General features: G+C 55.9%; 20 protein-coding genes. 11 read left to right on the forward strand and 9 right to left on the reverse strand.

Annotated features, from left to right (window positions below):
- Positions 1 to 381 precede the first annotated feature (381 nt).
- Entirely contained in the window at positions 382 to 1662 is a 1281-nt protein-coding gene (locus G7064_RS05880) for an MFS transporter (RefSeq protein WP_166072857.1), read from the reverse strand.
- Positions 1663 to 1871: 209 nt separating this feature from the next.
- Between G7064_RS05880 and G7064_RS05885 the strand changes: the two genes are divergently transcribed.
- Complete coding sequence (locus tag G7064_RS05885; RefSeq protein WP_166072858.1) at positions 1872 to 2744, forward strand: HAEPLYID family protein; 873 nt, start codon at positions 1872 to 1874, stop codon at positions 2742 to 2744.
- Positions 2745 to 2814: 70 nt separating this feature from the next.
- Here G7064_RS05885 and G7064_RS05890 read toward each other — a convergent pair whose 3' ends face one another.
- Positions 2815 to 2973, reverse strand: coding sequence for a DUF2256 domain-containing protein (locus G7064_RS05890; RefSeq protein ID WP_133272155.1), 159 nt, complete (start codon positions 2971 to 2973; stop codon positions 2815 to 2817).
- Between the two features lie 192 nt (positions 2974 to 3165).
- Between G7064_RS05890 and G7064_RS05895 the strand changes: the two genes are divergently transcribed.
- From G7064_RS05895 to G7064_RS05915, 5 genes are all read left to right on the forward strand, one after another.
- Entirely contained in the window at positions 3166 to 4167 is a 1002-nt protein-coding gene (locus G7064_RS05895) for an SMP-30/gluconolactonase/LRE family protein (RefSeq protein WP_166072859.1), read from the forward strand.
- Positions 4168 to 4272: 105 nt separating this feature from the next.
- A complete protein-coding gene (locus G7064_RS05900) occupies positions 4273 to 4857 on the forward strand; it encodes a DinB family protein (RefSeq protein WP_166072860.1) in 585 nt (194 codons plus the stop codon).
- A 6-nt stretch (positions 4858 to 4863) separates the two neighbouring features.
- On the forward strand, positions 4864 to 5430 hold the full coding sequence (locus G7064_RS05905; protein ID WP_133272153.1) for a 2'-5' RNA ligase family protein: 567 nt from the start codon (positions 4864 to 4866) through the stop codon (positions 5428 to 5430).
- Between the two features lie 112 nt (positions 5431 to 5542).
- Positions 5543 to 6004, forward strand: coding sequence for a hypothetical protein (locus G7064_RS05910; RefSeq protein ID WP_133272152.1), 462 nt, complete (start codon positions 5543 to 5545; stop codon positions 6002 to 6004).
- A 186-nt stretch (positions 6005 to 6190) separates the two neighbouring features.
- Positions 6191 to 7573, forward strand: coding sequence for an OmpA family protein (locus tag G7064_RS05915; protein ID WP_166072861.1), 1383 nt, complete (start codon positions 6191 to 6193; stop codon positions 7571 to 7573).
- A gap of 71 nt (positions 7574 to 7644) precedes the next feature.
- Here G7064_RS05915 and G7064_RS05920 read toward each other — a convergent pair whose 3' ends face one another.
- Together G7064_RS05920 and G7064_RS05925 are read right to left on the reverse strand one after the other, a co-directional pair.
- Positions 7645 to 8406 carry an SDR family NAD(P)-dependent oxidoreductase gene (locus G7064_RS05920; RefSeq protein ID WP_166072862.1) on the reverse strand — a complete coding sequence of 254 codons (762 nt, stop codon included), beginning with the start codon at positions 8404 to 8406 and terminating at the stop codon, positions 7645 to 7647.
- A 71-nt stretch (positions 8407 to 8477) separates the two neighbouring features.
- Complete coding sequence (locus G7064_RS05925) at positions 8478 to 8897, reverse strand: helix-turn-helix domain-containing protein (RefSeq protein WP_166072864.1); 420 nt, start codon at positions 8895 to 8897, stop codon at positions 8478 to 8480.
- A gap of 133 nt (positions 8898 to 9030) precedes the next feature.
- Here G7064_RS05925 and G7064_RS05930 point away from each other — a divergent pair, with 133 nt between their 5' ends.
- Positions 9031 to 9918, forward strand: a complete 888-nt coding sequence (locus G7064_RS05930) for a DUF3667 domain-containing protein (RefSeq protein WP_166072865.1) — start codon at positions 9031 to 9033, stop codon at positions 9916 to 9918.
- 78 nt (positions 9919 to 9996) lie between these two features.
- Here G7064_RS05930 and G7064_RS05935 read toward each other — a convergent pair whose 3' ends face one another.
- From G7064_RS05935 to G7064_RS05955, 5 genes are all read right to left on the reverse strand, one after another.
- Entirely contained in the window at positions 9997 to 10968 is a 972-nt protein-coding gene (locus tag G7064_RS05935) for a deoxyhypusine synthase family protein (RefSeq protein ID WP_133274616.1), read from the reverse strand.
- A gap of 135 nt (positions 10969 to 11103) precedes the next feature.
- On the reverse strand, positions 11104 to 11640 hold the full coding sequence (gene hslV, locus G7064_RS05940) for an ATP-dependent protease subunit HslV (RefSeq protein WP_133272147.1): 537 nt from the start codon (positions 11638 to 11640) through the stop codon (positions 11104 to 11106).
- A 146-nt stretch (positions 11641 to 11786) separates the two neighbouring features.
- Positions 11787 to 14345, reverse strand: a complete 2559-nt coding sequence (locus G7064_RS05945) for a TonB-dependent receptor (protein WP_166072866.1) — start codon at positions 14343 to 14345, stop codon at positions 11787 to 11789.
- A 138-nt stretch (positions 14346 to 14483) separates the two neighbouring features.
- Positions 14484 to 16244 (reverse strand): pyruvate dehydrogenase complex dihydrolipoamide acetyltransferase, encoded by a 1761-nt coding sequence (locus G7064_RS05950; RefSeq protein WP_166072867.1) that lies wholly within the window; start codon positions 16242 to 16244, stop codon positions 14484 to 14486.
- 153 nt (positions 16245 to 16397) lie between these two features.
- On the reverse strand, positions 16398 to 17012 hold the full coding sequence (locus G7064_RS05955) for a histidine phosphatase family protein (RefSeq protein WP_133272145.1): 615 nt from the start codon (positions 17010 to 17012) through the stop codon (positions 16398 to 16400).
- Between the two features lie 79 nt (positions 17013 to 17091).
- Here G7064_RS05955 and G7064_RS05960 point away from each other — a divergent pair, with 79 nt between their 5' ends.
- The 4 genes from G7064_RS05960 to menB are packed head-to-tail and all read left to right on the forward strand — an operon-like array spanning position 17092 to position 21518.
- Entirely contained in the window at positions 17092 to 17535 is a 444-nt protein-coding gene (locus tag G7064_RS05960) for a hotdog fold thioesterase (RefSeq protein WP_166072868.1), read from the forward strand.
- Positions 17532 to 18776, forward strand: coding sequence for a chorismate-binding protein (locus tag G7064_RS05965; RefSeq protein WP_166072869.1), 1245 nt, complete (start codon positions 17532 to 17534; stop codon positions 18774 to 18776). Before G7064_RS05960 ends, G7064_RS05965 begins: the two co-directional genes overlap by 4 nt.
- Positions 18777 to 18817: 41 nt before the next feature.
- Entirely contained in the window at positions 18818 to 20683 is a 1866-nt protein-coding gene (menD, locus tag G7064_RS05970; RefSeq protein WP_166072870.1) for a 2-succinyl-5-enolpyruvyl-6-hydroxy-3-cyclohexene-1-carboxylic-acid synthase, read from the forward strand.
- Between the two features lie 16 nt (positions 20684 to 20699).
- Positions 20700 to 21518, forward strand: coding sequence for a 1,4-dihydroxy-2-naphthoyl-CoA synthase (gene menB / locus G7064_RS05975; RefSeq protein ID WP_133272142.1), 819 nt, complete (start codon positions 20700 to 20702; stop codon positions 21516 to 21518).
- Positions 21519 to 21676: the final 158 nt, after the last annotated feature.

Genomic DNA, 21676 nt, shown 5'->3' on the forward strand with positions numbered 1-21676 from the left:
TGTTGACTATCTCCATACGTAATTAAGGTAGCAGTTATATTTCACAAAATCCAATAACCCGTATTTATATCACTTAAATAAGTATTTTTTGCGCAATTTTGTTAAACTATTCTCATGCATTTTGCACTTTATACGGATAAAATTCATCCTTTTCCTCCATATATCTGCCTCATGAAAGCCTCATGCCATCCGTTAATTATGCTATTTGAAGCTCGACTTTAGCAATGGCAGAAAATACAGCCTTGGTGTAGCGTTATTGAGGGTAAAAAAAAGCGCGCATTGGAAGCTGGGTATACGATATAGAAATGACTATGCTTCGTGGAATACTAAGGGTAACTCCCAGATTCGGACCCCAGAAAAGCCCCCCACCTGCGCCGAAGGCTAGGCCGGAACTGGCGTAGCGCTTAGCTCACGGTAGCGCACCACCAGAACCGTCGCCGAGGCCACAATAAAGCCCCCCAGCAAGGCATAGCCCCATGCTATATTGGAGCCCAGGGTGAAAAACCGCAACGAAAACAGCAGAATGAAGCCAGTGCGCAAAAGCACATTTACGACGTTGAAAATGCTGTTTACCCGCCCAATTACCTCGTTCGGCACGTGTACAAACAAGTAGCTGACTCGTAGGATACGCGTGCCTGCATTGGTGAAGCCCAGAACCAGTGAAAAGGCCAGAAATAATCCCACTGACCGCGTGGCCGCAGCTACGCCAAAGCTTACTCCGGCAATCATCATTAGTACAATGACGGAGCGCAACGTGGGGTGGCGCAGAAATACCCGCCGCACAAAAAGGCCAGCACTGAGGGCCCCCACGGCGTAAGCGACTTCGGCTGCGCCAAAGACGCCCGCTCCGGCTTTCAAATGATTGTGCACATATAGGGGCATAAGTGCATTCAGGCTAACCAGCAGCCCTACAAACACTGAGAAGGAAAACAGGCCAAATACCCACACGGCGCGGTGCTCCCGCAGGTATGTGATGCCCGTACCCAGCCTTTTCCAGAGTGAGCCCAACTCTACTTGGGTATGTATGACTGGCTGGTGACGAATGAAAGCGATGAGCCCAACGGCCACCGCGTAAGTAATGCCGTCGAGCAGGAATATCTGATGCAAAGGCCAGGCTTCCAGCGAAAAAGGCAAGGCTAGCTGCGCCCCAAACAAAGTATACGTTTGGCCCGCGGGCAAGCCCTCCAGCAACAGCGCCGCCAGCGCTCCACTCACCACCGACGTAGCCTGCCCCACAATTTCGATGGCGGAAGTGATGCGCGGGTAGTCTTTAGGCAGACTGATTTCCTGGGCAAAGGCGTAGAGGTTGGGGTAGTGAATGCCGTAGCCGAACACGGTGGTAGTGAAAGCCAGCAAAATGCCCCCCAGCGGCACACCGCCCGTCGCAAAGCCATAGCTGGCCACGCCGAGCAGCACTGCCCCTTCCACCATATTCGACGCCAAAAACACCCGCTTCCGGTCGAAACGGTCGACTAAGGCGCCGGCGTACATACCCCAGAATAAGGAGGCAAATGTGACTAGTCCGTACAATAAATTAAAGGTACTGGAAGCGCCTTGGCGGGCAAAAAACCACGGCACGGCCAGCATCGTGATGCCTTGAGCAAAGCCAGAAATAGCATTGGCCGTGAACAGAAGCGCCACGGCACGGCGGTTATTTTTCACTGGAATAAAAGTGGGTACAGCTACCGCTGCTGGTACAGATACAACCTTTGCTCATTCGCTACTACAGCGTGCGTTGTGTGCCCTGTCAGTTCGCGTCGGAGTAGAAACGGTTATGGCAGCTTCTTGTTAAAAGGTGATTAAAAATAGTGGCCTAGCAGGCCAGCGGCAACGTTTTTGTTCGCCGGCGGCTTCGCTAATCCTTTATTTTCATGAAATTTCTTTCTCTTCTTTTGTCGGTTTTCTGCCTGACAGTTTCTTCGGCTTGGGCCCAACAACTTGAACCCACGGAACCAACCAACAGCACGCTCGACAGCCTTTATGTGCAGGAAATTGAGGATGCGCAGGAGCCGAATAAAGTGCTGCACGCCGAGCCTCTGTTTGTTGACCTTATCCGTGACTTGGGCGCCCGAAAAGGCGAAAGAGAGTGGAATGTGGGTGCGGGCCTGACCGATAATCTGCGCTACGACAGCTACGAGGTGTTGGTCGAATACGAGTGGGCGCCCCTCAACCGCCTGGGGCTGGAAGTAGAAGTGCCCCTGACTTTCTACTCTGGTGCCCGCGGGGAAGATGTGCGGCAGCCCCGCAGCCAACTAAATGGGCTAAAAACGGCTTTTCAATATTCCTTCTTCGTCTCGGAGAAGCTGAAGACCTCGATGGCCGTTGGCTACATTAATGAGCTGACCATGAATGAGTTTCGGCAGCTTAATCAGAAGTTTATTACGGGCAACGTGTACAGTCCCTTCTTCGTGGCGGCCAAGCGCTGGGGCGACAATTATCACTCCCTGATTTATACCGGCCCCATTGCCGATCAGCACTTTGCCACGGGCCACGTCGAGTGGTCGTATCAACTCAACTCCAGCTTTCACTACATGATACCAGGCACCCGCAACTTTCTGGGCGTCGAGTTCAACAAAGGGTGGCAGCACGGCGACTTTGACGTGACCATCCGGCCCCAGATGCGCGTGGGTATTGCCGACAATCTACTTGTGGGCATTGTGGGGGGCATTCCGGTACGGCGGGAAGAGCAGCGGCTCAGCTCCTTCGTGCGCCTGATCTACGAGCCTGGCCACAAGCACAAATAGCAGCACCGGGGGGCTTTTTTCGTAGCGCGCAATACTTTTACAAGCGAAGCCTGCGGGCTTCGCTTTCTTTTTACGCCTGGCTTTTGGGCTTAGAGCGCTGACACTTCTCGCCGCAATATTTCACTTCATCCCAGCAGTTGCGCCACTTCTTACGGTACTCAAAAGGGCGGCCGCAGGTGGCGCAGATCTTGGTGGGAAGGTTGCCTTTGGTGAGCTTGGCCGGCAGCATAAAACGGGGATAACGTGTGCGCCAATAACACCGGCGCAGTGGAATAGTTGGTAGTAAGCGAACGCAATCAAAGGCTGTGGGGGCATTTCGGCGGAGCTTACTCCCCGTTCAACGAATAAAAGCCCCCACCAACCCCCACTACTGGGTCCTGCTGGTTTAGCATCCATGTTCCAGCTTACCTATCCACCCATTATGACCTACTCTTTCTCCCCGCGCGCTTTTTCTGCTTTGCTGCTTAGTGGCTTGCTGAGCGTCGCTTCCTCCTGCTCCGAAGACAACGGGGCTCTTCCCTCCCCTGTTGGGCCAAACACCATCACCTTCACCCAGCCCGCGCTGTATCCCGAAGGCGTACAGTACAACGACAAAACCAATAATTTCTTCGTCAGCTCCCTGACGCGCGGCGCAATTGGGCAGGTGCAGGACAATGGCAATTACCGCGTGTTTGCCGATGACGCCCGCCTGGTTTCCACCATCGGCCTCCACCTCGATGCGGGCCGCAAGCGGCTTCTGGCGGCCGTTTCCGATCCGGGTGCTAATTCGAGCCGCTCTACCGCCGCCACTGCGGGCCAGTTGGCGGCCCTCGCTATTTTCAACTCCGACAATAGCAAGCTTGACACCTTTGTTAATCTGGGGGCTTTGCGGCCTGGCCAAGGGCACTTTGCCAATGATATTGCCGTTGACGCGCAGGGCAATGCGTATATCACGGATAGCTTCTCGCCCATTATTTACAAGGTCGATTTACGGGGCAATGCTTCTGTATTTCTCGAGAGCAGCCAACTGGCCGCACCAGCCGGCGCATTCGGCCTGAACGGTATCGCTTATCATCCCGATGGCTATTTGCTGGTGGCCCAATCGACACAGGGCGTAGTGTATAAAGTGCCGTTGAGCAACCCCGCCGCGTTTAGCCCGGTGGCCAGCGCTCAGAATCTGGAAGGTGCCGACGGCATTCTGCTTCAGGATAACCGCACGCTGCTAGTCGTATCAAACAGCCAAAGCACCGTATTTCGGCTTACCTCGTCAGATAACTTCGCTTCGGCTACTGTGGGGGGCAATTTTGCCACCGGCAACGTCTTCCCAACAACCCTCACGCGCCGCGGCCCCGAAACCTATGTGCTCTACGCTTACCTGAGCGCGCTATTTGGGGGGCAAAATCCGCCGGTATCAGACTTCAGCATCAATAAAGTTCGGTTCTAAACTAGCGAACCCAGCGGCGCTACCCGCAAAAACCGAAAGGCTGCCCGTGCATTTGGGCAGCCTTTTTTGTAATCTAGTACTTGTTAAACCCTCGTTGCAAGCGCTATGTCAACGCCGCTGAATGATACGCTGGGCCAAGCTGTACTGGCCAATTTCCGCACCACTTTTGCGCAGTACAAAACGCTAGCCGATCGAGCACTGGCGCAGCTTACGCCCGATGACTGGCTATACAGCCCCGCCCCCGGCTCCAACAGCGCCGCCGTGATTGTGCAGCACATGGTGGGCAATCTCCGCTCCCGCTTCACCGATTTTCTGACCACCGACGGCGAAAAGCCAACCCGTAGCCGAGACCAAGAATTTGAGGAGCCTGCTTCCGCCGCTGCCAGCTACGTACCGGCTTTGCAGCAGCATTGGGAACAGGCCTGGGCTATCTTACTCGATTTACTGAACACGTTGCAGCCCAGCGATTTGCTGCGCACCGTTACGATCCGGGGCGAGGCGCACTCGGTGCTGGAGGCGTTGCAACGGCAGGTAGCTCACTACAGCTTACACGTAGGACAACTGGTATTTTTGGCCAAGATGATCCGGGGCGAGGCGTGGCAAAACCTGAGTGTGCCGCGCGGGCAAAGCGAAAAGTTCACCCAGCAAGTGCGGGCGCGGGCAAACCCTACACAAGATTCGGTAGTTTAGGGACCTATGCTCGCAATCACTACCCTGCTCAGTCCGCCCAATGCGGCGCGCATCAACCGCATTATAAAGGAGCTGGAAACGCAGTTTGGCCTCGACGACGTGCAGGCCACCGCCGATCCGCATATCACCTACCAGCTGGCGGGGGTGCGTAAGCTGTCGTTGCTGAAGTCTGTGCTGCGCGATGTGGCCCGCACTACCAAGCCATTTCCGGCCTTTACGACGGGTCTGGGAGTGTTTCCGGGGCCCAATCCGGTAATCTACATCCCAGTGCTGCGCTCCGACGCGCTCAACCAGCTGCACATGCGCATCGTGAATGCCACCGCGCCGCTTTGTCTGCGCACCGATAAGTTCAGCGGCCCCGACTGCTGGATGCCGCACATTTCGCTGGCCCTGCACGACACCTCCCCTGATTTATTGGGACCAGTGCTCCAACACCTTAATGAGGAGACGTTTAACCTGAGGCTCAACATCAACAACATCGCTATTCTGCGGCAGGAAGGCGAGCAGTTCGTGCAGGAAAAAGTCTTCGCTTTTGAAGGGCATAAAAATGAAAAAGCCCCACTGCTTTTTTAGCTTTTCCCTTTCGGCTACCCTCTGATAAAGGCCATCAACCAAGATTTTGCCCCCCAACGTGGCATTTTCGTTCCCACTCCCGACCTTTACCGCCTCACCTTTCCCTTTTCCTATGTATGATATCGTACTTGCGCTGCACTCCTGGTCGCGCTGGCTGGTGGTTATTTTTGGGCTGATTGCGTTGTACCGCGCCTTCGTAGGTTGGCAAAATCGTCGTCCTTATCTCGGTGCCGACAATGGCATGGCAGCCGCCTTTGTGGGCTCCATGCATCTGCAACTGCTGCTGGGCCTGATTCTGTATTTCGGGCTGAGCCCGGTAGCAAAGGCAGCCACCCAAAGCATGGGCGCCGCCATGAAAAATCCCGAACTGCGCTTCTGGGGCGTGGAGCATATCGCGACTATGATTCTCGCCGTTATCATTGCACAGGTGGGCCGCTCGCTCTCCAAGAAAGCTATCAACCCCGTCTCCAAGCACAAAAAAGCCTTTATTTGGTTTGCTGTGGCGCTGGTATTGGTGCTGCTCATGATTCCGTGGGGCATCTGGAATCCTGAGCGTCCGCTGTTCCGATTCTAGATTTCTTCAAGCACAAAAAAGCCCCCCAGCCATATGACTGGGGGGCTTTTTTGTGCCGTGCGCCAATTCTATAGTCATCATCTCGTCAGAAATAAGTTCTACTTAAGATTAAAATATCTATAAAAACGCCCTTAAGTGGCAAGGATTCGTATATTGATATATCTCTTCACTAAATGCCAAAACCCTATGAGCCAGAATTTATTAGAGCTTGTTCAGAGCTACTTCAGTGGCGACACCGTACGCCAAACCAGCAACGCGCTGGGCGAAAACGAAAGTAGTATTGGCACAGCCTTGAAAAGCATAATTCCCTTGGTATTAGGCGGATTATTTGCTCGCTCCCAACAGCCTGGGGGTAACACCGAATTATTCGACCTATCCCGCCAAGCGCACAGCAGCGGCATTCTAGGTAATCTGGGCAGTTTGGTAGGCGGCACTAGTAGCACCAGCACCACGGCACCCGCCACCGATGGCAGCCTACTAAATAAGGGAGCCGAAATGCTGCGCTCCGTATTTGGCAGCAATTATACCTCCGCCGTAGATGGCATCAGTCAGCAGGCCGGCGTGCGTACCTCTACTACGAGCAGCCTGATGGGTATGGCTACGCCAGTGATTTTGGGTTTACTGGGCAAGCATGCGGCCGATAACAACTTAGACTCCAATGGCTTTGGAAATTACTTGAGCAGCCAGCGCGGCAGCATAATGGGTGCTTTGGGCAGCCTGCCCGGTAACATCGGCGGCATGCTCTCCGGTTTGGGTCTGGGTGGAGCAGCGGCCAGCGTAGGCAGCGCCGCCAGCGCGGCTACCAATACCTTTGGGAATACCGTTTCGGCGGCCGCCAACCGCACCGGCGACGCGGTCCGCAACACCGCCCGCGACGTGGAAGCCGTCGCCGATTCGCCCAGCCGGTGGCCGTGGATACTGTTGGGCCTTCTGGCTCTTGCAGCGGCGTTTTTCTTCGTGCGCGGCTGCGATAAAGAGCCCGAAGCCACCGCGCCAGCCACAACCGAAATGACAACCGACACGGCCGCCGTAGCTGCTGCCCCCATTGCCGCCCCTACCGGTCGCTATGACGAGGCCAGCGGCAACTACATCTACGATACCGGTGCCAACACCGACATTAAGCTACCCGATGGCACGGTGCTGAATGTGGGCAGCAATTCGTTTGAAGCCCGCTTGTATAATTTCTTGAACGACCCAAACCAAACCGTGAGCGATGATAAAACGCAGGGTTGGATGAGCCTGGACCGCGTGTACTTCACCACGGGCAAGTCTGCACTCACGGCTGAGTCACAGGCGCAGCTAAAAAATGCAGCAGCTATTCTGAAAGCTTTCCCCAATGCAGCCATCAAGCTAGGTGGCTACACGGATAATAAAGGCAAAGCCGATATGAACCTAACGCTCAGCGCCGACCGTGCCAACGCCGCCCGCAAAGCGATGATGGATAACGGCATTGAGGCCGGCCGCGTAGCCGCCGAAGGCTACGGGCAGGAGCACCCTATTGCCTCAAACGACACCCCTGAAGGCCGCGCTCAGAACCGGCGCGTAGATGTGCGCGTGACCAAAAAGTAAATTGGCCTTAGGTCACATAAAAAAGCCCCCCAGAAGTATTCTGGGAGGCTTTTTTATGCATTTTCAATGGCTTACAATGAATAGCCACCAGAAGCTTCTATGCGTTGTGCGTTTACCCAGCGCGCCGCGTCGGAACACAGGAAGGCGACTACGCTGCCAATATCATCGGGCTCACCGATACGGCCTAGGGCGGTATTGCCCGCCATATACTGCTCCAGCTGCGGATGCGCCTCCCGAACTTTAGCCGTAAAGTCAGTTTTGATGATACCAGGCGCCACAATATTGGCGCGAATGCCGCGGCCGCCCAGCTCTTTTGCCATGTACTTTGTCAGCGTTTCCACGGCGCCTTTCATGGAGGCATAGGCTGCGTAGCCCGGCGTGGTGAAGCGCGCTAGGCCCGTGGAGAAATTCACAATACCGCCGCCGTCGGCCAGCAGCGGCAGGAGCTTCTGCGTCAGAAAATATACCCCCTTGAAGTGCACATTCAGCAGATTATCGAAGTCTTCCTCGGTCGTTTCGGCGAAGGGCGAGGAGGCGTCGATGCCAGCGTTATTAATTAGGAAATCGAAAGTACTGCGGTTCCAGTGCTGCTGCAGGTGCTGGGTTACAGTGGCCGCAAACGCTGGAAATGAGGCCGTGATGCTGGTATCGAGCTGCAGAGCTACGGCCTTCCGGCCCAAGGCTTCTATCTGGGTCACGACTTGTTTAGCCTCTGTTTCTTTGCTGCGGTAGGTGATAATGAGGTCGTGGCCGGCTTGGGCGAGTTGGAGGGCGCTATTGCGGCCGAGGCCCCGGCTGCCGCCGGTGACGAGGGCTATCTTGTTTGTGCTCATAACTTTCAGTGTTAGGTTGATAGCACAAAGGTGGCCCGCCGAATACCCTAAAGTATGGTGACAGCTTCAGTTTAAATGGTGACAGTTTCCGTTTTTGCTGCTCGCTGTTGGGCCCAAACTTGCTCGCGGTACTGCTTGGGCGTGCAGCCCGCAAAGCGCTTAAAGAACTTGGTAAAATTGGAAGGGTCGAAGGTGAGCCCAGTGGCTATATCGGCTACGGACCGGTTGGAATCCGTGAGTTGCTGCCGGGCTATATCCATAATGCGTGCCTCAAAGTAGTAGCAGGGCGAGTGGCCCGTGGTTAGCTTAATGGTATTGCTCAGGTGCGTAGGATGAATGTGCAGCTGATCGGCAAAGTCCCGAATTTCAAGCATTTCCGTGACCCTCCCTGCCGCTACATCGGCTATGTGCACGTCAATTAGGCGCAGAAAATCAGCCGTTATTTCGTGCTGGCGAGCCAGAATTTTCCTGGGAATGGGTGTGGAGGCCATACAATCAGAATAAGTAGCAGAAGTGGCGATACACTTACGCAACAAATCAACCTAAAAAAAGTGGGGATTCTGCGGTGAACTACATATCTTTTGTTTCAGATATTACTTATTCCAAGTTACATACACTTCGTCTATGCACTCTACGCTTACTGCCAGTTCAGCTTCAGATACACTGAGTGCTACGCATCACCACGCAATGGCTTGCCTCAACTGTGGCCATGAGGTGCCCGACCGCTTCTGTGGCCGCTGCGGGCAAGACGCCCATCACACCCATCGCCTCACGATGGCCGACATGCTCCACGACATTCCCCACTCTATCTGGCATGTGGATAAGGGCATTTTATTCACCCTCAAAACAATGATCTCGCGGCCTGGCCCCACCATTCGGGCCTACTTGGCCGGCAAGCGCGTCGACCATTTTCGGCCGCTGTCGCTGCTGCTAATCGTGACCAGCTTTTATGCTTTGGTGTCGTCGGTGCTGCACATCCAGATGTTGCCGCCTAAAGACCCTTCCATCCCAGATGCCGTGTGGCAGATGCAGCAGGCATCCACTGGCTTCATGATGAAGTACCTGAGTTGGTGCTATATAGCCATGGTGCCAGTGTGGGCACTGTTTGCGCGTTGGTTTTTGCGGCGTGGCGGCTACAATTACGCCGAGTGCCTCATCATTGTGGCGTTCATCACGGCCATCATGAACTTTTTTGCCGTGCTGTACCTGCCGGTTCTATATGCGTACAGCGGCACGCCCCAAATTGGCACGGTCAGCCTAGTGTTCATGCTGCCAGTCTTTGGATACGCCACCTGGGCCTACGGCAGCTTGCTGGCCCACACCGGCATGAGCTTGGCTGGCCGCCTCTGGCGCGGCTTCATGACTTATCTACTGGGCTATCTGACCTGCGTCATAGTTATGGTGTCTCTCACTTATGCCCTGAACTGGTCTACGTTTAAAGAGGCCATGAAGCAGGAAATGCAAAAGCAAGCTAGCGCCACTAAGCCGGCTGCTACACCACAGACCCGCTAAAGCTGGGGTTATCATCAAGGCACAAAAAAGCCCCCACTGAATCCAGTGGGGGGCTTTTCTTTTAAAGGCTACTGCAAATTATTGCCCCAGCACCATAGCAAACACCAGCGGCGCTACAATCGTAGCATCCGACTCAATGATGAACTTAGGCGTGTCCTGGCCCAGCTTGCCCCAAGTGATTTTCTCGTTGGGCACAGCGCCGGAGTACGAACCATACGAGGTAGTAGAGTCCGAAATCTGGCAGAAATAGCCCCACAGCGGCACGCTGGTGCGGCCCAGGTCTTGGTGCAGCATCGGCACTACACAAATCGGGAAGTCGCCGGCAATACCGCCGCCAATCTGGAAGAAACCTACTTTGCTTTCCTCGGTAGCCTGCTTGGTGTACCATTCGGCCAGATAAATCATGTACTCGATGCCCGTACGCACGGTGTGTACATTCTTCACATCGCCCGAAATAACGTGGCCCGCGAAGATGTTGCCCAGTGTAGAATCTTCCCAACCGGGGCAGATGATCGGCAGGTTTTTCTCGGCGGCGGCCAGCATCCAGGAGTCTTTGGGGTCAATCTGGTAGTACTGCTCCAGCTCGCCCGACTTCAGGATTTGATAGAAGAACTCATGAGGGAAGTACCGCTCACCGGCCTTGTCGGCCTGCTCCCAGAACTTCAGCACCGAGTGCTCGAGGCGGCGCATCGCCTCTTCTTCCGGAATGCAAGTATCGGTTACGCGGTTCATGTGACGCTCCAGCAGGGCCTGCTCGTCGGCGGGCGTTAGGTCACGGTAATTAGGCACCCGCTCGTAAAAGTCGTGGGCTACCAAGTTGAAGATATCCTCTTCCAGGTTGGCACCGGTGCAGCTGATGATTTGCACCTTATCCTGGCGAATCAACTCGGCCAGTTGGATGCCCATTTCGGCCGTGCTCATCGCGCCAGCCAGCGTGATCATCATTTTGCCACCTTCCGCGAGGTGCTTGTTGTAGCCTTCAGCGGCATCAATCAGCGCAGCGGCGTTGAAGTGGCGGTAGTGGTGCTTGAGGAAGTTCGTTACGTTCATCGAATCGTCGTTCAGTGTAATAGTGGGTGTGCGGTGTACAATCAATCAGCAGTTCAGAATCGTTCATTACGAGCCCTGCTTAGTAAAGATTATTAGCAGCGCTCAATCCGACCTGGGTTGCTTACAAAAGCAGCTTTATTTAAGCTCCTCAATCATGAGGTTGTGGTTGGTGTAGATGCAGATATCTGCCGCGATGTGCAGAGCATCTTCTACCATTTGGCGGGCCGTGAGGTGGGGCGCGTGCTTCTTCAGAGCCAGCGCAGCGGCCTGGGCATACATGGCACCTGAACCGATGGCCGCGACGTCGAAATCAGGCTCTAGTACGTCGCCAGTACCAGCAATGATGAGAAGCTCATCTTTGTCGGCTACCACCATCATAGCCTCCAACTTGCGCAAATACTGATCTTTGCGCCACTCTTTGGCGAGTTCAATAGCAGCGCGACGCAACTGACCATTATAGCTGCCTAGCTTTTCCTCAAACTTATCGAGCAGCATGAAGGCATCAGCCGTGGAGCCGGCAAACCCGGTTACTACTTTACCATCGTGCAGCTTACGAATTTTACGCACATTGCTCTTGGCCACGTGCTTGTCCATGGTAGCCTGTCCATCAGCGCCCACGGCAATCTGCCCGTTGTGGCGCACTCCCAGGACAGTAGTTGATCTTATTTTCATGCTTAGGTGAGAATTAGTAGTTGGCAGCTGTCAGAAAATACTTGTCATCCTACGAAGGAAGGACCTTGTCCAGCCGGAATGAGGTGTTCCAACTGGGCAAGGTCCTTCCTTCGTAGGATGACAGATGATTATTGGCTGGCACCTGCTTAGAAACGGGCCTGCAATTTAGCAAAGTAAAACCGGCCGTTCGAACCCATCTGCACTGGGTCCCAGGCGCCACCGGTTTCGGTGAGCTGCGGGTCGAAGCGGTTGGGGTACACATCAAACAGGTTGGAGCTGCCCACCGAGAGCTGCAAGTGGTCGGTAAGGGCGTAGCTGAGTGAGAGGTCGGTGGTGGTGCGAGGCTTATACACCTGCGGATTATCATCGTACCCAATCAGCTCAATCTCGGCGAAGCGCACAAACCGCAGCAGCGCCCCAAAGCGGCCGAGCTGATAATCAAACGTGAGATTAATTTTGGAGGGCGGCGCGGATGCCTTAACAAATGCCTGCTCGCGGGGGCCAAAAAACTCATCTTCGCGCCCGGCCAGTCGGCCCGAAGTCGTCACCCGGTCGATACGCAAGCGGTTAAAGTTGGCGGCCAGCGTGGAGTTCAACCGGCTGCCGGTTAGGATGAGTGAATGGCTCAACACGGCATCGAGGCCCAGCGAAGAAGTGGAAGCGGCGTTGGCAAAGAACTGGGCTTGTCCCACGTTCAACGCCTGCAAATCAGCTCCAATCACAGGGTCGTCGTTGGAGAATTGACTGGTGAGTACCACCCGATCCTTTATCTTGATGTAATAGCCATCCAGAGTTAAGCTCAATGACGAGCCTATCCGGCTGGTTAGGCCTACGCTAGCGTTGGTGGAGGTTTCCTGCTTAAGGCTCGGAATACCCAGTTTCTGGGTGACGGCGCTGTTGTTGCGGGCCAACAGTACCTCCACGGCTTGACCCTCAATAAAGTTGGTGAAGGTGGAGTTGAAGTTGATTTGCGCTAGTGAAGGCGCCCGAAAGCCGGTGCTGAACGTGCCCCGCAAGGTCAGAAACTCGGTCAGGTTGTAGCGGGTGGCGCCTTTGTAATTGAGCGTACTGCCGAAGTCGCTGTAGTTTTCGTAGCGCAGAGCAGCGGCCAGCAGCCAGCGCTGGGTCACGTTCAATTCGGCATCAACGTACACGCCTATATTGTCGCGGTTGGCCTTAATGACGTCGCTGGGCTGATAACCGGGGAAACCTTGGGAGCCGCCTGCTATGTCGGAGCCGGGCGCATAGTTGCGGTAAGAGGCTTCTTCGCCGGCAAAGAGTGAGTACCACTCGCGCCGATACTCGGCTCCGGCGGCCAGGTTGAAGCCTTGCAGCACCGTTTTGTAGTTGCGAGTGGCGCTCAGACCAACAACGTTCTGCTGGAGCTGAAAGCCCCCCGCATCAAACGTAGTGGGCGAACTCTCGCCCAACGTCGCGTTGAGCGTGTTGCGCAGGCCGTACTCAAACCGGTTGGAGCCGAAATTATTGCTCAGATCCAGGTCCCACTCGCCCACCATTACCCGCGCGCCGACCACCGCCGAGCCGTCTATAATGTCGCTAGTAATAATCGGGTCGAAGCCGTTGGGGTAAATGGCGGGTACATTGCGGTCATCGTCGGGGAAGCGCGTCCAGGCGTAGGCGTCGCCTTTGCGCTTATTCATGCCGCCAAACGTGTAGATGTGGGCTTTGTCGCTAAGCGGAAACTTGGCGTTGAGGTAAGCCGCCGCATTCGACACTTCTGGGTCACCGTACTGCCGCCGAGCTATGCCATCGGCCGAGGAGGGTACATCGGCGCGTTGGGTGTGCTCGCGCTTGTTGTAGTCGAGCGTAGCATTCACGAAACCGCCTTTGCTCCCCACTCCGATACCATAGTTGGCATTGACGTTGAAATTGCCACCATCAAACGTCTCATTGTCGAAGCGGTATTTTGCGTCGTAGGCGCCGTAGTTGGCGCTTACCGTCAGTTCGTCCACGCTGTTTTTCAGCACAATATTGATAACGCCGGCAATGGCATCAGAGCCGTATTGGGCCGCCGCGCCATCGCGCAAAATCTCAATTCGCTGAATGGAAGCCGCCGGAATCACATTCAAGTCGGTGCCGGTATTGCCCCGTCCGCGCGAGCCGAACAGGTTGACCAGCGCCGACTGATGCTGGCGCTTCCCGTTCACTAGCACCAACGTCTGATCAGGACCCAGGCCGCGCAAAGACGCCGGATCGACGTGGTCGGCGCCGTCGGAGCCGGTCTGGCGGTTGGAGTTGAAGGAAGGCGCCACGAATTGCAGCAGCTGGTTTACGTCGAGCTGCCCAGTTTTGGCCGTCACTTCCCGAATATCGATTATATCAACCGGCGAAGGCGAATCGGTGACGGACCGGTTTTGGCTGCGCGAGCCGACCACCTGCACGGCATCCAGGCTGGTGGTGGATTCGGCCAGCCGCACGCTTATGGGGCCAGCGCCCCCACTTACTTCCTGGGGGGCAAATCCGATGGAACTGATGACCAGCGTGGGCGATTGGGAACGTGCGCGCAGCGTGAATCGGCCACTGCCATCGGTGCCGGTGCCATTGTTAGTGCCTTTTTCCAGCACCGTAGCGCCCACTACCGGCCGGCCCGCCACGTCCAGCACTTGTCCCGTTAGGGTTTGATCTTGCCCCATGGCCATGACACTAGTCAGGCACATGATTGTAATTGGTACTAGCTGTTTCATTGCTAAAAAAGAAAAGTGAATGGATGATTTGGCTAGATGGAGCAGGACAAAAACATATTGATTTCACAATAAAGCGAATAAATAAAAAAGCCAGCCCTCACGGGCTGGCTTTCCAAAGCTAGAATACAGACTAAACTATCAGATCAGCATACGCATGGGGTCTTCCAGCAGCGCTTTCAACGTCTGGAGGAAGGCGGCGCCCGACGCTCCGTCTACCACGCGGTGGTCGCAGCTCAGAGTTACTTTCATGATATTGCCCACGGCTAGCTGACCATCTTTTACCACGGCGGTCTGCTTAATGCCCCCCACGGCCAAGATGCAGGCATCTGGGGGGTTAATGATGGCCGTAAATTCATCAATACCGAACATGCCCAGGTTCGAGATGGTGAAGGTGCTGCCCTCCCATTCGGCGGGTTGCAGCTTCTTGCTCTTGGCTTTGCCGGCCAATTCTTTTACCTCGGTAGCAATAGTAGACAGCCCTTTGCCGTCGGCGTTGCGCACTACGGGCACCAGCAAACCTTCGTCCACGGCTACGGCTACCCCAATATTCACCATATGGTTTTGGCGAATTTTGTCGCCGAGCCATGAGGAGTTGATCGTTGGGTGCTGCTTCAAGGCTACGGCCGCTGCTTTGATTACCAAGTCGTTGAACGACAGCTTTATGGGCGACAATGCATTGAGCTGGGTGCGAACTTCCATGGCGCGGTCCATGGTAATTTCCATCGTTAGATAGAAATGCGGGGCCGAGAACTTGCTTTCCGCGAGGCGGCGTGCAATGACGCGGCGCATCTGCGAAACGGGCGTATCGGTGTACGTGCCTTCGGGCTGAGCGCTGGTTGGTGCGGAAGCCGGGGCACTTGGCTGAGCAGCGGGTGCTGCTTTGGGCGCTTCAACAGGCGCGATGTATTCCGGTAGCGGTGCGGCAGCGGGCTTAGCAGCAGGAGCAGCGCCGGGCTGGAAGTTCTCCACGTCGCGCTGCACAATGCGGCCGTTCTCGCCGGAGCCTTTCACCTGGCTGATATCAATACCTTTTTCCTGGGCGATACGCTTGGCTAGCGGTGAAGCAAACAGGCGCCCCCCACTCGGTGCGGCCTCGGCGGGTGCAGAGGTAGTAGCTGAGGCAGGGGCGGCGGTAGCCGGAGCCGCCGGAGCTTCGGCGGCAGGCGCGGCCGCCTCCGGAGCAGCCGCAGCGCCACCAGATTTGCCCCCCAGTAAGGCTTCGATGTCGGCGCCTTCCTCCCCGATGATGGCTAGTACACCGTCAACGGCTACCGATTCACCATCCTTCGGGCCGATATACAGCAGGGTACCATCTTCGTAGTTTTCCAACTCCATAGTCGCCTTGTCGGTTTCTACTTCGGCCAGCACATCACCTGATTTTACTTTGTCGCCTACTTTTTTGAGCCAGCCGGCAATGACGCCTTCCGTCATCGTGTCGCTCATTTTGGGCATACGTACCACGGTTGCTTTTTTGCCATTGCCCGCGGCGGCTGGTGCAGCAGCTTGTGGCGCGACGGCCGGAGCAGCATGTGCGGGCGCCGGAGCCGTTTTGGGTGCTTCAGCCACAGGAGCAGCTTCTGCTTTGGGCGCCTCCTGAGCGGGTGCAGCGGCAGGAGTGCTGCCTCCGCTAATGCCGGCCAACAAGGCTGAAATGTCTTCGCCCTCTTTGCCTACAATAGCCAATACCCCATCCACGGGCACCGAGTCTTTTTCTTTGGGACCAATGTAGAGCAGAGTGCCATCCTCATAGTTTTCCAGCTCCATCGTGGCTTTGTCGGTTTCCACTTCGGCCAGGATATCCCCGGACTTCACTTTATCGCCTACCTTTTTGAGCCACGCCGCGATAACCCCTTCGGTCATCGTGTCGCTCATTTTGGGCATTTTTATGATTTCGGCCATCTGCTTGTTGGGCTTGGGTTGTGAAGGGTCAAAATTAGCCCGAAAATCTGCGCTGGCAAATGCTAAACGCAGGACGTGCGTAGGCTACTGAGCAAAAGTCAATTTTGGTACTAGAAAGGATACCTGTGTTAACGCAGCAAACCGCTTTGGGTGTTACGTCAAATGCGCTGTATCTAAAAAACTTCGCACCGAGAACATGGAGCCGGTGTAGTGCACCCGGTATAAACACAGATTGCGGTGCTCGAAGGCATCCATGTGGCTTAAGTTGTAGTTGAGCAGCTGGCACAGCAGCACCCGCATGGCCCGGCCATGCATACACACCAGAATAGTTTCTTCCTCCGGGCGGCTTATTATCAACTCAATAAAAGCCCGCTGGCGGGCCGCGACTTCATCCGGGCTTTCGCCGCCACTGAGCCGGGCATGAGTTTCGCCCTTGGCCCACTGGTTCAGCACACCCTGATATTCAGCATCTTCTTCGGGCGTAATGCGGGTGCCTTCGCGCAGACCCCAGCTAATCTCGTTCAGGCCCGGATGCGCTTCATGGGGCAAGCCCAGATCGAGGAAACCCTGCACCGACTGCTGGGTGCGCTGCAAGGTAGAAGTGTAGACTTTATCGAACGCCAGATGTTTATACGCGGCGAAGAAACGGCGCGCCTGTTCGTGGCCGGCCGCGTTCAGGGAAGAGTCGACGCCGCTGCCCTGCACAATGCCCTGCACGTTAAAATCGGTTTGCCCGTGCCGAATGAGGTATATTTTTTTGACGCTCACTTTACCCCTAGCTTTGTTGTGACGGGTCCGAAAGTACTGGTTTTTCAGGCCGCTGACCCAGCTTTTTTCATTTTCCCTTATGATACCACCCACCCCTACCCTCGAGCAGCTCAATGCTTGGTGTCGCAATACGATGGGCGAACACCTCGGTATGGAATTGACCGAAATCGGTGATAAACTGTTGGTTGGCCGCATGCCCGTTGATCATCGTACGCACCAGCCGATGGGCCTGTTGCACGGTGGCGCTTCCGTAGCGCTGGCCGAAACGCTGGGCAGCATAGGCGCCGCCTTGCAAGTCGACAGAACTAAGAAAGCCTGTGTAGGGCTCGAAATCAACGCGAATCACCTGAAAGGAGTTCGCTCGGGGTTTGTGGTTGGGCGGGCGGTAGCCTTGCATGTGGGGCGCACTACGCAGGTGTGGGAAATCCGGATTACGCACGAGGAATCGGGGGACTTGGTTTGCGTGAGTCGTATTACCATGGCCGTCATTGATTTGCCCCCCAGAGCGGGTGAGGCCGCATGAGCCAGCGCCCCTGGCCTACGCTGGTCCCGTACCCCGGCAGTGAGCAGCTAGCGCCTACGGAGCAGCTGCGGCAGCTGGTAGCCTTTGCCCTGCAGGCGGGCTTGCCGGTAGCGCTGTGGCGGCTACCTGGTGCGGCCCACGCGCAGCTTTGCCTAAGCTTCTCTTGGGAAGAAGCCCTAACCGGTTTGCCCCCCAACCTGGAACCCAATGCGCCGGCAGGCTTCGCGTTCTTCCCTTTCCGCGACTCCGACCACAACCCGGCTTTGTTTCTGCCCGCCAACGTTTTTTTTGACACGAGACAAACCGGCCAGTTTTGGGTAAATAAAACCGGCATAGCCGACTTCCGATTGGCCGAGCTGCGAGAGTTTCTGCAAGCCACCCCGGATACTACTTCGCTACGTTGGCATCAGAGTCCGCAGCCGGCTCCTGCTACCGCTTCATTCGCTGAGTACACGGCGCTTGTACGGCGGGGCGTAGCGGCTATTGAGCAGGGAACGGTACAAAAAGTGGTGTCGTCGCGGGCGGCGCGCCAACTTTTGCCCCCCGACTTTGATGCGCTGCTGGCGTTCGAAGAATTGCAGGTGCGCTATCCGCAGGCCTTTGTGTCGTTGGTGAGTGCGCCGGGCGCGGGCACCTGGCTGGGCGCTACGCCCGAAGTATTGGCGGAGGTAACAGCAGAAGGCACATTTCGCACCATGGCCCTAGCCGCCACCCAACCCCTTACACCCGGCCTGACGCCTCAAAAAGCCATTTGGCGGCAAAAGGAAATAGAGGAGCAGGCGCTGGTGGCCCGCTACATTGTGAGCTGCTTTAAGCAGCTGCGCCTTCGCGAGTACGACGAAATCGGCCCCCGTACTGTGGTAGCCGGCGAGTTGCTGCATCTGCGCACCGATTTTGCCGTGCATTTGCGGCAGGTGCCGTTTCCGTCTTTAGGTACCGATATGCTCCGCTTGCTTCATCCCACGTCGGCGGTGGGTGGAATGCCCCGGCAAGCGGCGCTCGACTTTTTGCACCAATACGAAGGCTACGACCGGGCATATTACAGCGGATTCCTGGGCCCGGTAAATCTGCCGCAGGCGGGCGTGGCACGCTTGTTTGTGAATCTGCGCTGCATGCAGCTCCGCCCCACCGAAGCAATTCTGTACGCCGGCACTGGCCTCACCGTCGATTCCGACCCAGAGCGTGAGTGGGAAGAAACTGAGCTGAAACTCCAAACCGCCGGAGCAGTTTTAGAAGGATAAATCTGCTCACATAAAAATGGTAGTCATATTAAAACGTGGTCATGCAGGCAGTTTATAACATCGCGGAAATTTGTGCGTGCCACGGCATTACGGATGTGGTGCTGTCGCCGGGCTCGCGGTGTGCGCCCTTGACCATTGCCTTTGCCCGTCATCCTGAGATTCGGGTGCGCACGGTGCCCGATGAGCGGGCTGCCGCTTTTATTGGGCTGGGCTTGGCGCAAAGCCAGCGGCGGGCAGTGGCGCTGGTGTGCACTTCCGGCACGGCAGGCCTGAACTACGCGCCAGCCGTGGCCGAAGCGTATTTTCAGCAGATTCCGCTCGTTATTTTCACCGCCGACCGCCCGCCGGAGTGGATTGACCAGCTCGACGGCCAAACTATCCGCCAAACCGACCTGTATGGTGCGCACGCCAAAGGGACGTTTACATTTCCCGCCGATACCAGCCACGCCGATGCCAAGTGGCATTCGGCCCGCATTGTGTCGGAGGCGATTAATAGTGCCCAGCAATTTCCGGCCGGGCCAGTGCAGGTAAACATTCCACTACGCGAACCTTTTTATCCGAAAGCTGGCCAGGAGCTGCGGTTTGAGGAAGTCAAAGTAATCCGAGAGCAGGCCGGCACGCCAACTTTGCCCCCCAGCGAGCTAGCTGGCTTGGCCCAGGCCCTGCGCGATACTTCGCGGGTACTCGTGGTGGCCGGCCAGCATGTTTTTGATGAGCAGTTGGTGCGCAGTCTGCGGAAGTTTGCGGCCGCGTATCAGGTGCCGGTAGTGGGCGATGTGATTGCGAATGTGCATCAGCCGGTGGGGGGCAATTCTGAGGCTTTCGGCACCGCGCCGATGGGGCATCAGGATGTATTTTTGGCCGTGCCGGATGCAGGTCTGAAAGCTGACCTGCGCCCGGAATTGCTCATCACGTTTGGGCAGTCGCTGATTTCGAAAGCGCTGAAGCTATACCTGCGCGAATTTGTCCCCCAGCAGCACTGGCACGTGCAAGCCGCCGGCCCAGTCGCCGACACCTTTAAGTCTCTGACGCGCATTATTCGGCTGGAGCCCACCACTTTTTTCGAGCAATTACTATTGCTTGATGAACAGCATTTTACGAGCTCAGAACTAACAACAGCCAAGGCAAACAGGCTTACAGCAGCGGCCGATGCTACCCGCGTTGTGCCCGCTGCCATGCCATTGGGTATTCCGACGCCCGAAAGCGCATTGGAATCAGCAGATGCAGCCGATAGTTCCTATGCGTCGCATTGGCAGCGCGCAGAACAGTGGGCGGATGGCTTTTTAGCTGAATTTTTTGCTGGGCAAAACCAGCCTTTCAACGAGTTTACGGCCTTTCAGCACACGCTCCAGCTTCTTCCCAAAAACACGGCCCTCCACCTAGCCAATAGCATGGCCGTGCGCTACGCGAATATTTTGGGGTTGGCTAACTGTGCTGCTACGGAGGTTTTTGCCAACCGTGGCACCAGCGGCATCGATGGCTGCACCAGCACGGCGGTGGGTACGGCGCTGGCACAGCCCAACCGGCCCGTGGTGCTGCTCACCGGCGACGTAGCGTTTTTTTACGACCGCAACGCGCTCTGGCACAATTACCCGCTGCCCAATTTGCGTATTGTGTTGTTCAATAACCACGCGGGGGGCATTTTTCGCCTTATCGACGGACCGCGGCAGCAGCCGGAGCTGGAAGAGTTTTTTGAAACGCATCAGCCTCTTACCGCCGAGAATACGGCGCGCGATTTCAACCTGCGCTACTTCCCCGTTTCTACTTTCGCCGAACTAGAATCGGCTTTACCGGTTTTCTTTGCACCCGAAGGCGGCGCTGCCTTGTTGGAAATTACTACCGACAGCGCCACTAACGCGGCCTTTTTTGAGCACTACCGTACTTCTGTCAGAACCTCTTTCTCTTAGCATAATCACCTTCTCTATGGCCATTACCTGGACTCCCATCAAGGAATTCCGCGAGATTCTCTTCACCTTCCACGAAGGCATCGCCAAAATCAGCATCAACCGCCCGCAGGTGCACAACGCTTTCACCCCGCTCACGGTGCAGGAGATGATTGAGGCCATGGATATCTGCCGCAACCGCACCGACATTGGCGTAGTTATCCTCACCGGCGAAGGCGGCAAAGCGTTCTGCTCGGGCGGCGACCAGAGCGTGCGCGGCCACGGCGGCTACGTGGGCGAAGACACAGTGCCCCGCCTCAACGTACTCGATTTGCAAAAGCAGATCCGCTCCATTCCCAAGCCTGTTATTGCCATGGTGGCCGGCTGGGCCATTGGCGGTGGCCACGTATTGCACGTCGTCTGCGACCTAAGCATCGCCGCTGAAAATGCCCGCTTCGGCCAGACTGGTCCAAAAGTAGGCTCGTTTGATGGCGGCTTTGGGGCGAGCTACCTGGCCCGCGTAGTAGGCCAGAAAAAAGCCCGCGAAATCTGGTTCCTCTGCGACCAGTACGACGCGCAGGAAGCCCTCGATATGGGACTTGTGAATAAAGTAGTGCCGCTGGAGCAGCTCGAAGAAACGACCGTAGCTTGGTGCCGCAAGATCCTCGAGAAAAGCCCTCTGGCGCTACGTATGCTCAAATCCAGCTTCAATGCTGAGCTTGATGGGCAGGCGGGCATTCAGGAGCTGGCCGGCAACGCCACGCTGCTCTATTACCTGAGCGAAGAAGCCAAGGAAGGCCGCAACGCCTTCGTTGAGAAGCGCAAGCCTGACTTCGACAAGTACCCTAAGTTTCCATAACTGCTCACCAGCGACTATTAAGAAAAGCCTGTACCACGTGGTACAGGCTTTTTTATTTACAACAATCTAATAAGGATTAACTCGGGTAAAACCAGAGCACAGCGGGGCTAGCATTGAATTTTATAAATAATAGTTAGGATGCAATACAGGTAAACAAT

This window comes from Hymenobacter sp. HDW8, from assembly GCF_011305775.1.
Lineage (GTDB): Bacteria > Bacteroidota > Bacteroidia > Cytophagales > Hymenobacteraceae > Hymenobacter > Hymenobacter radiodurans.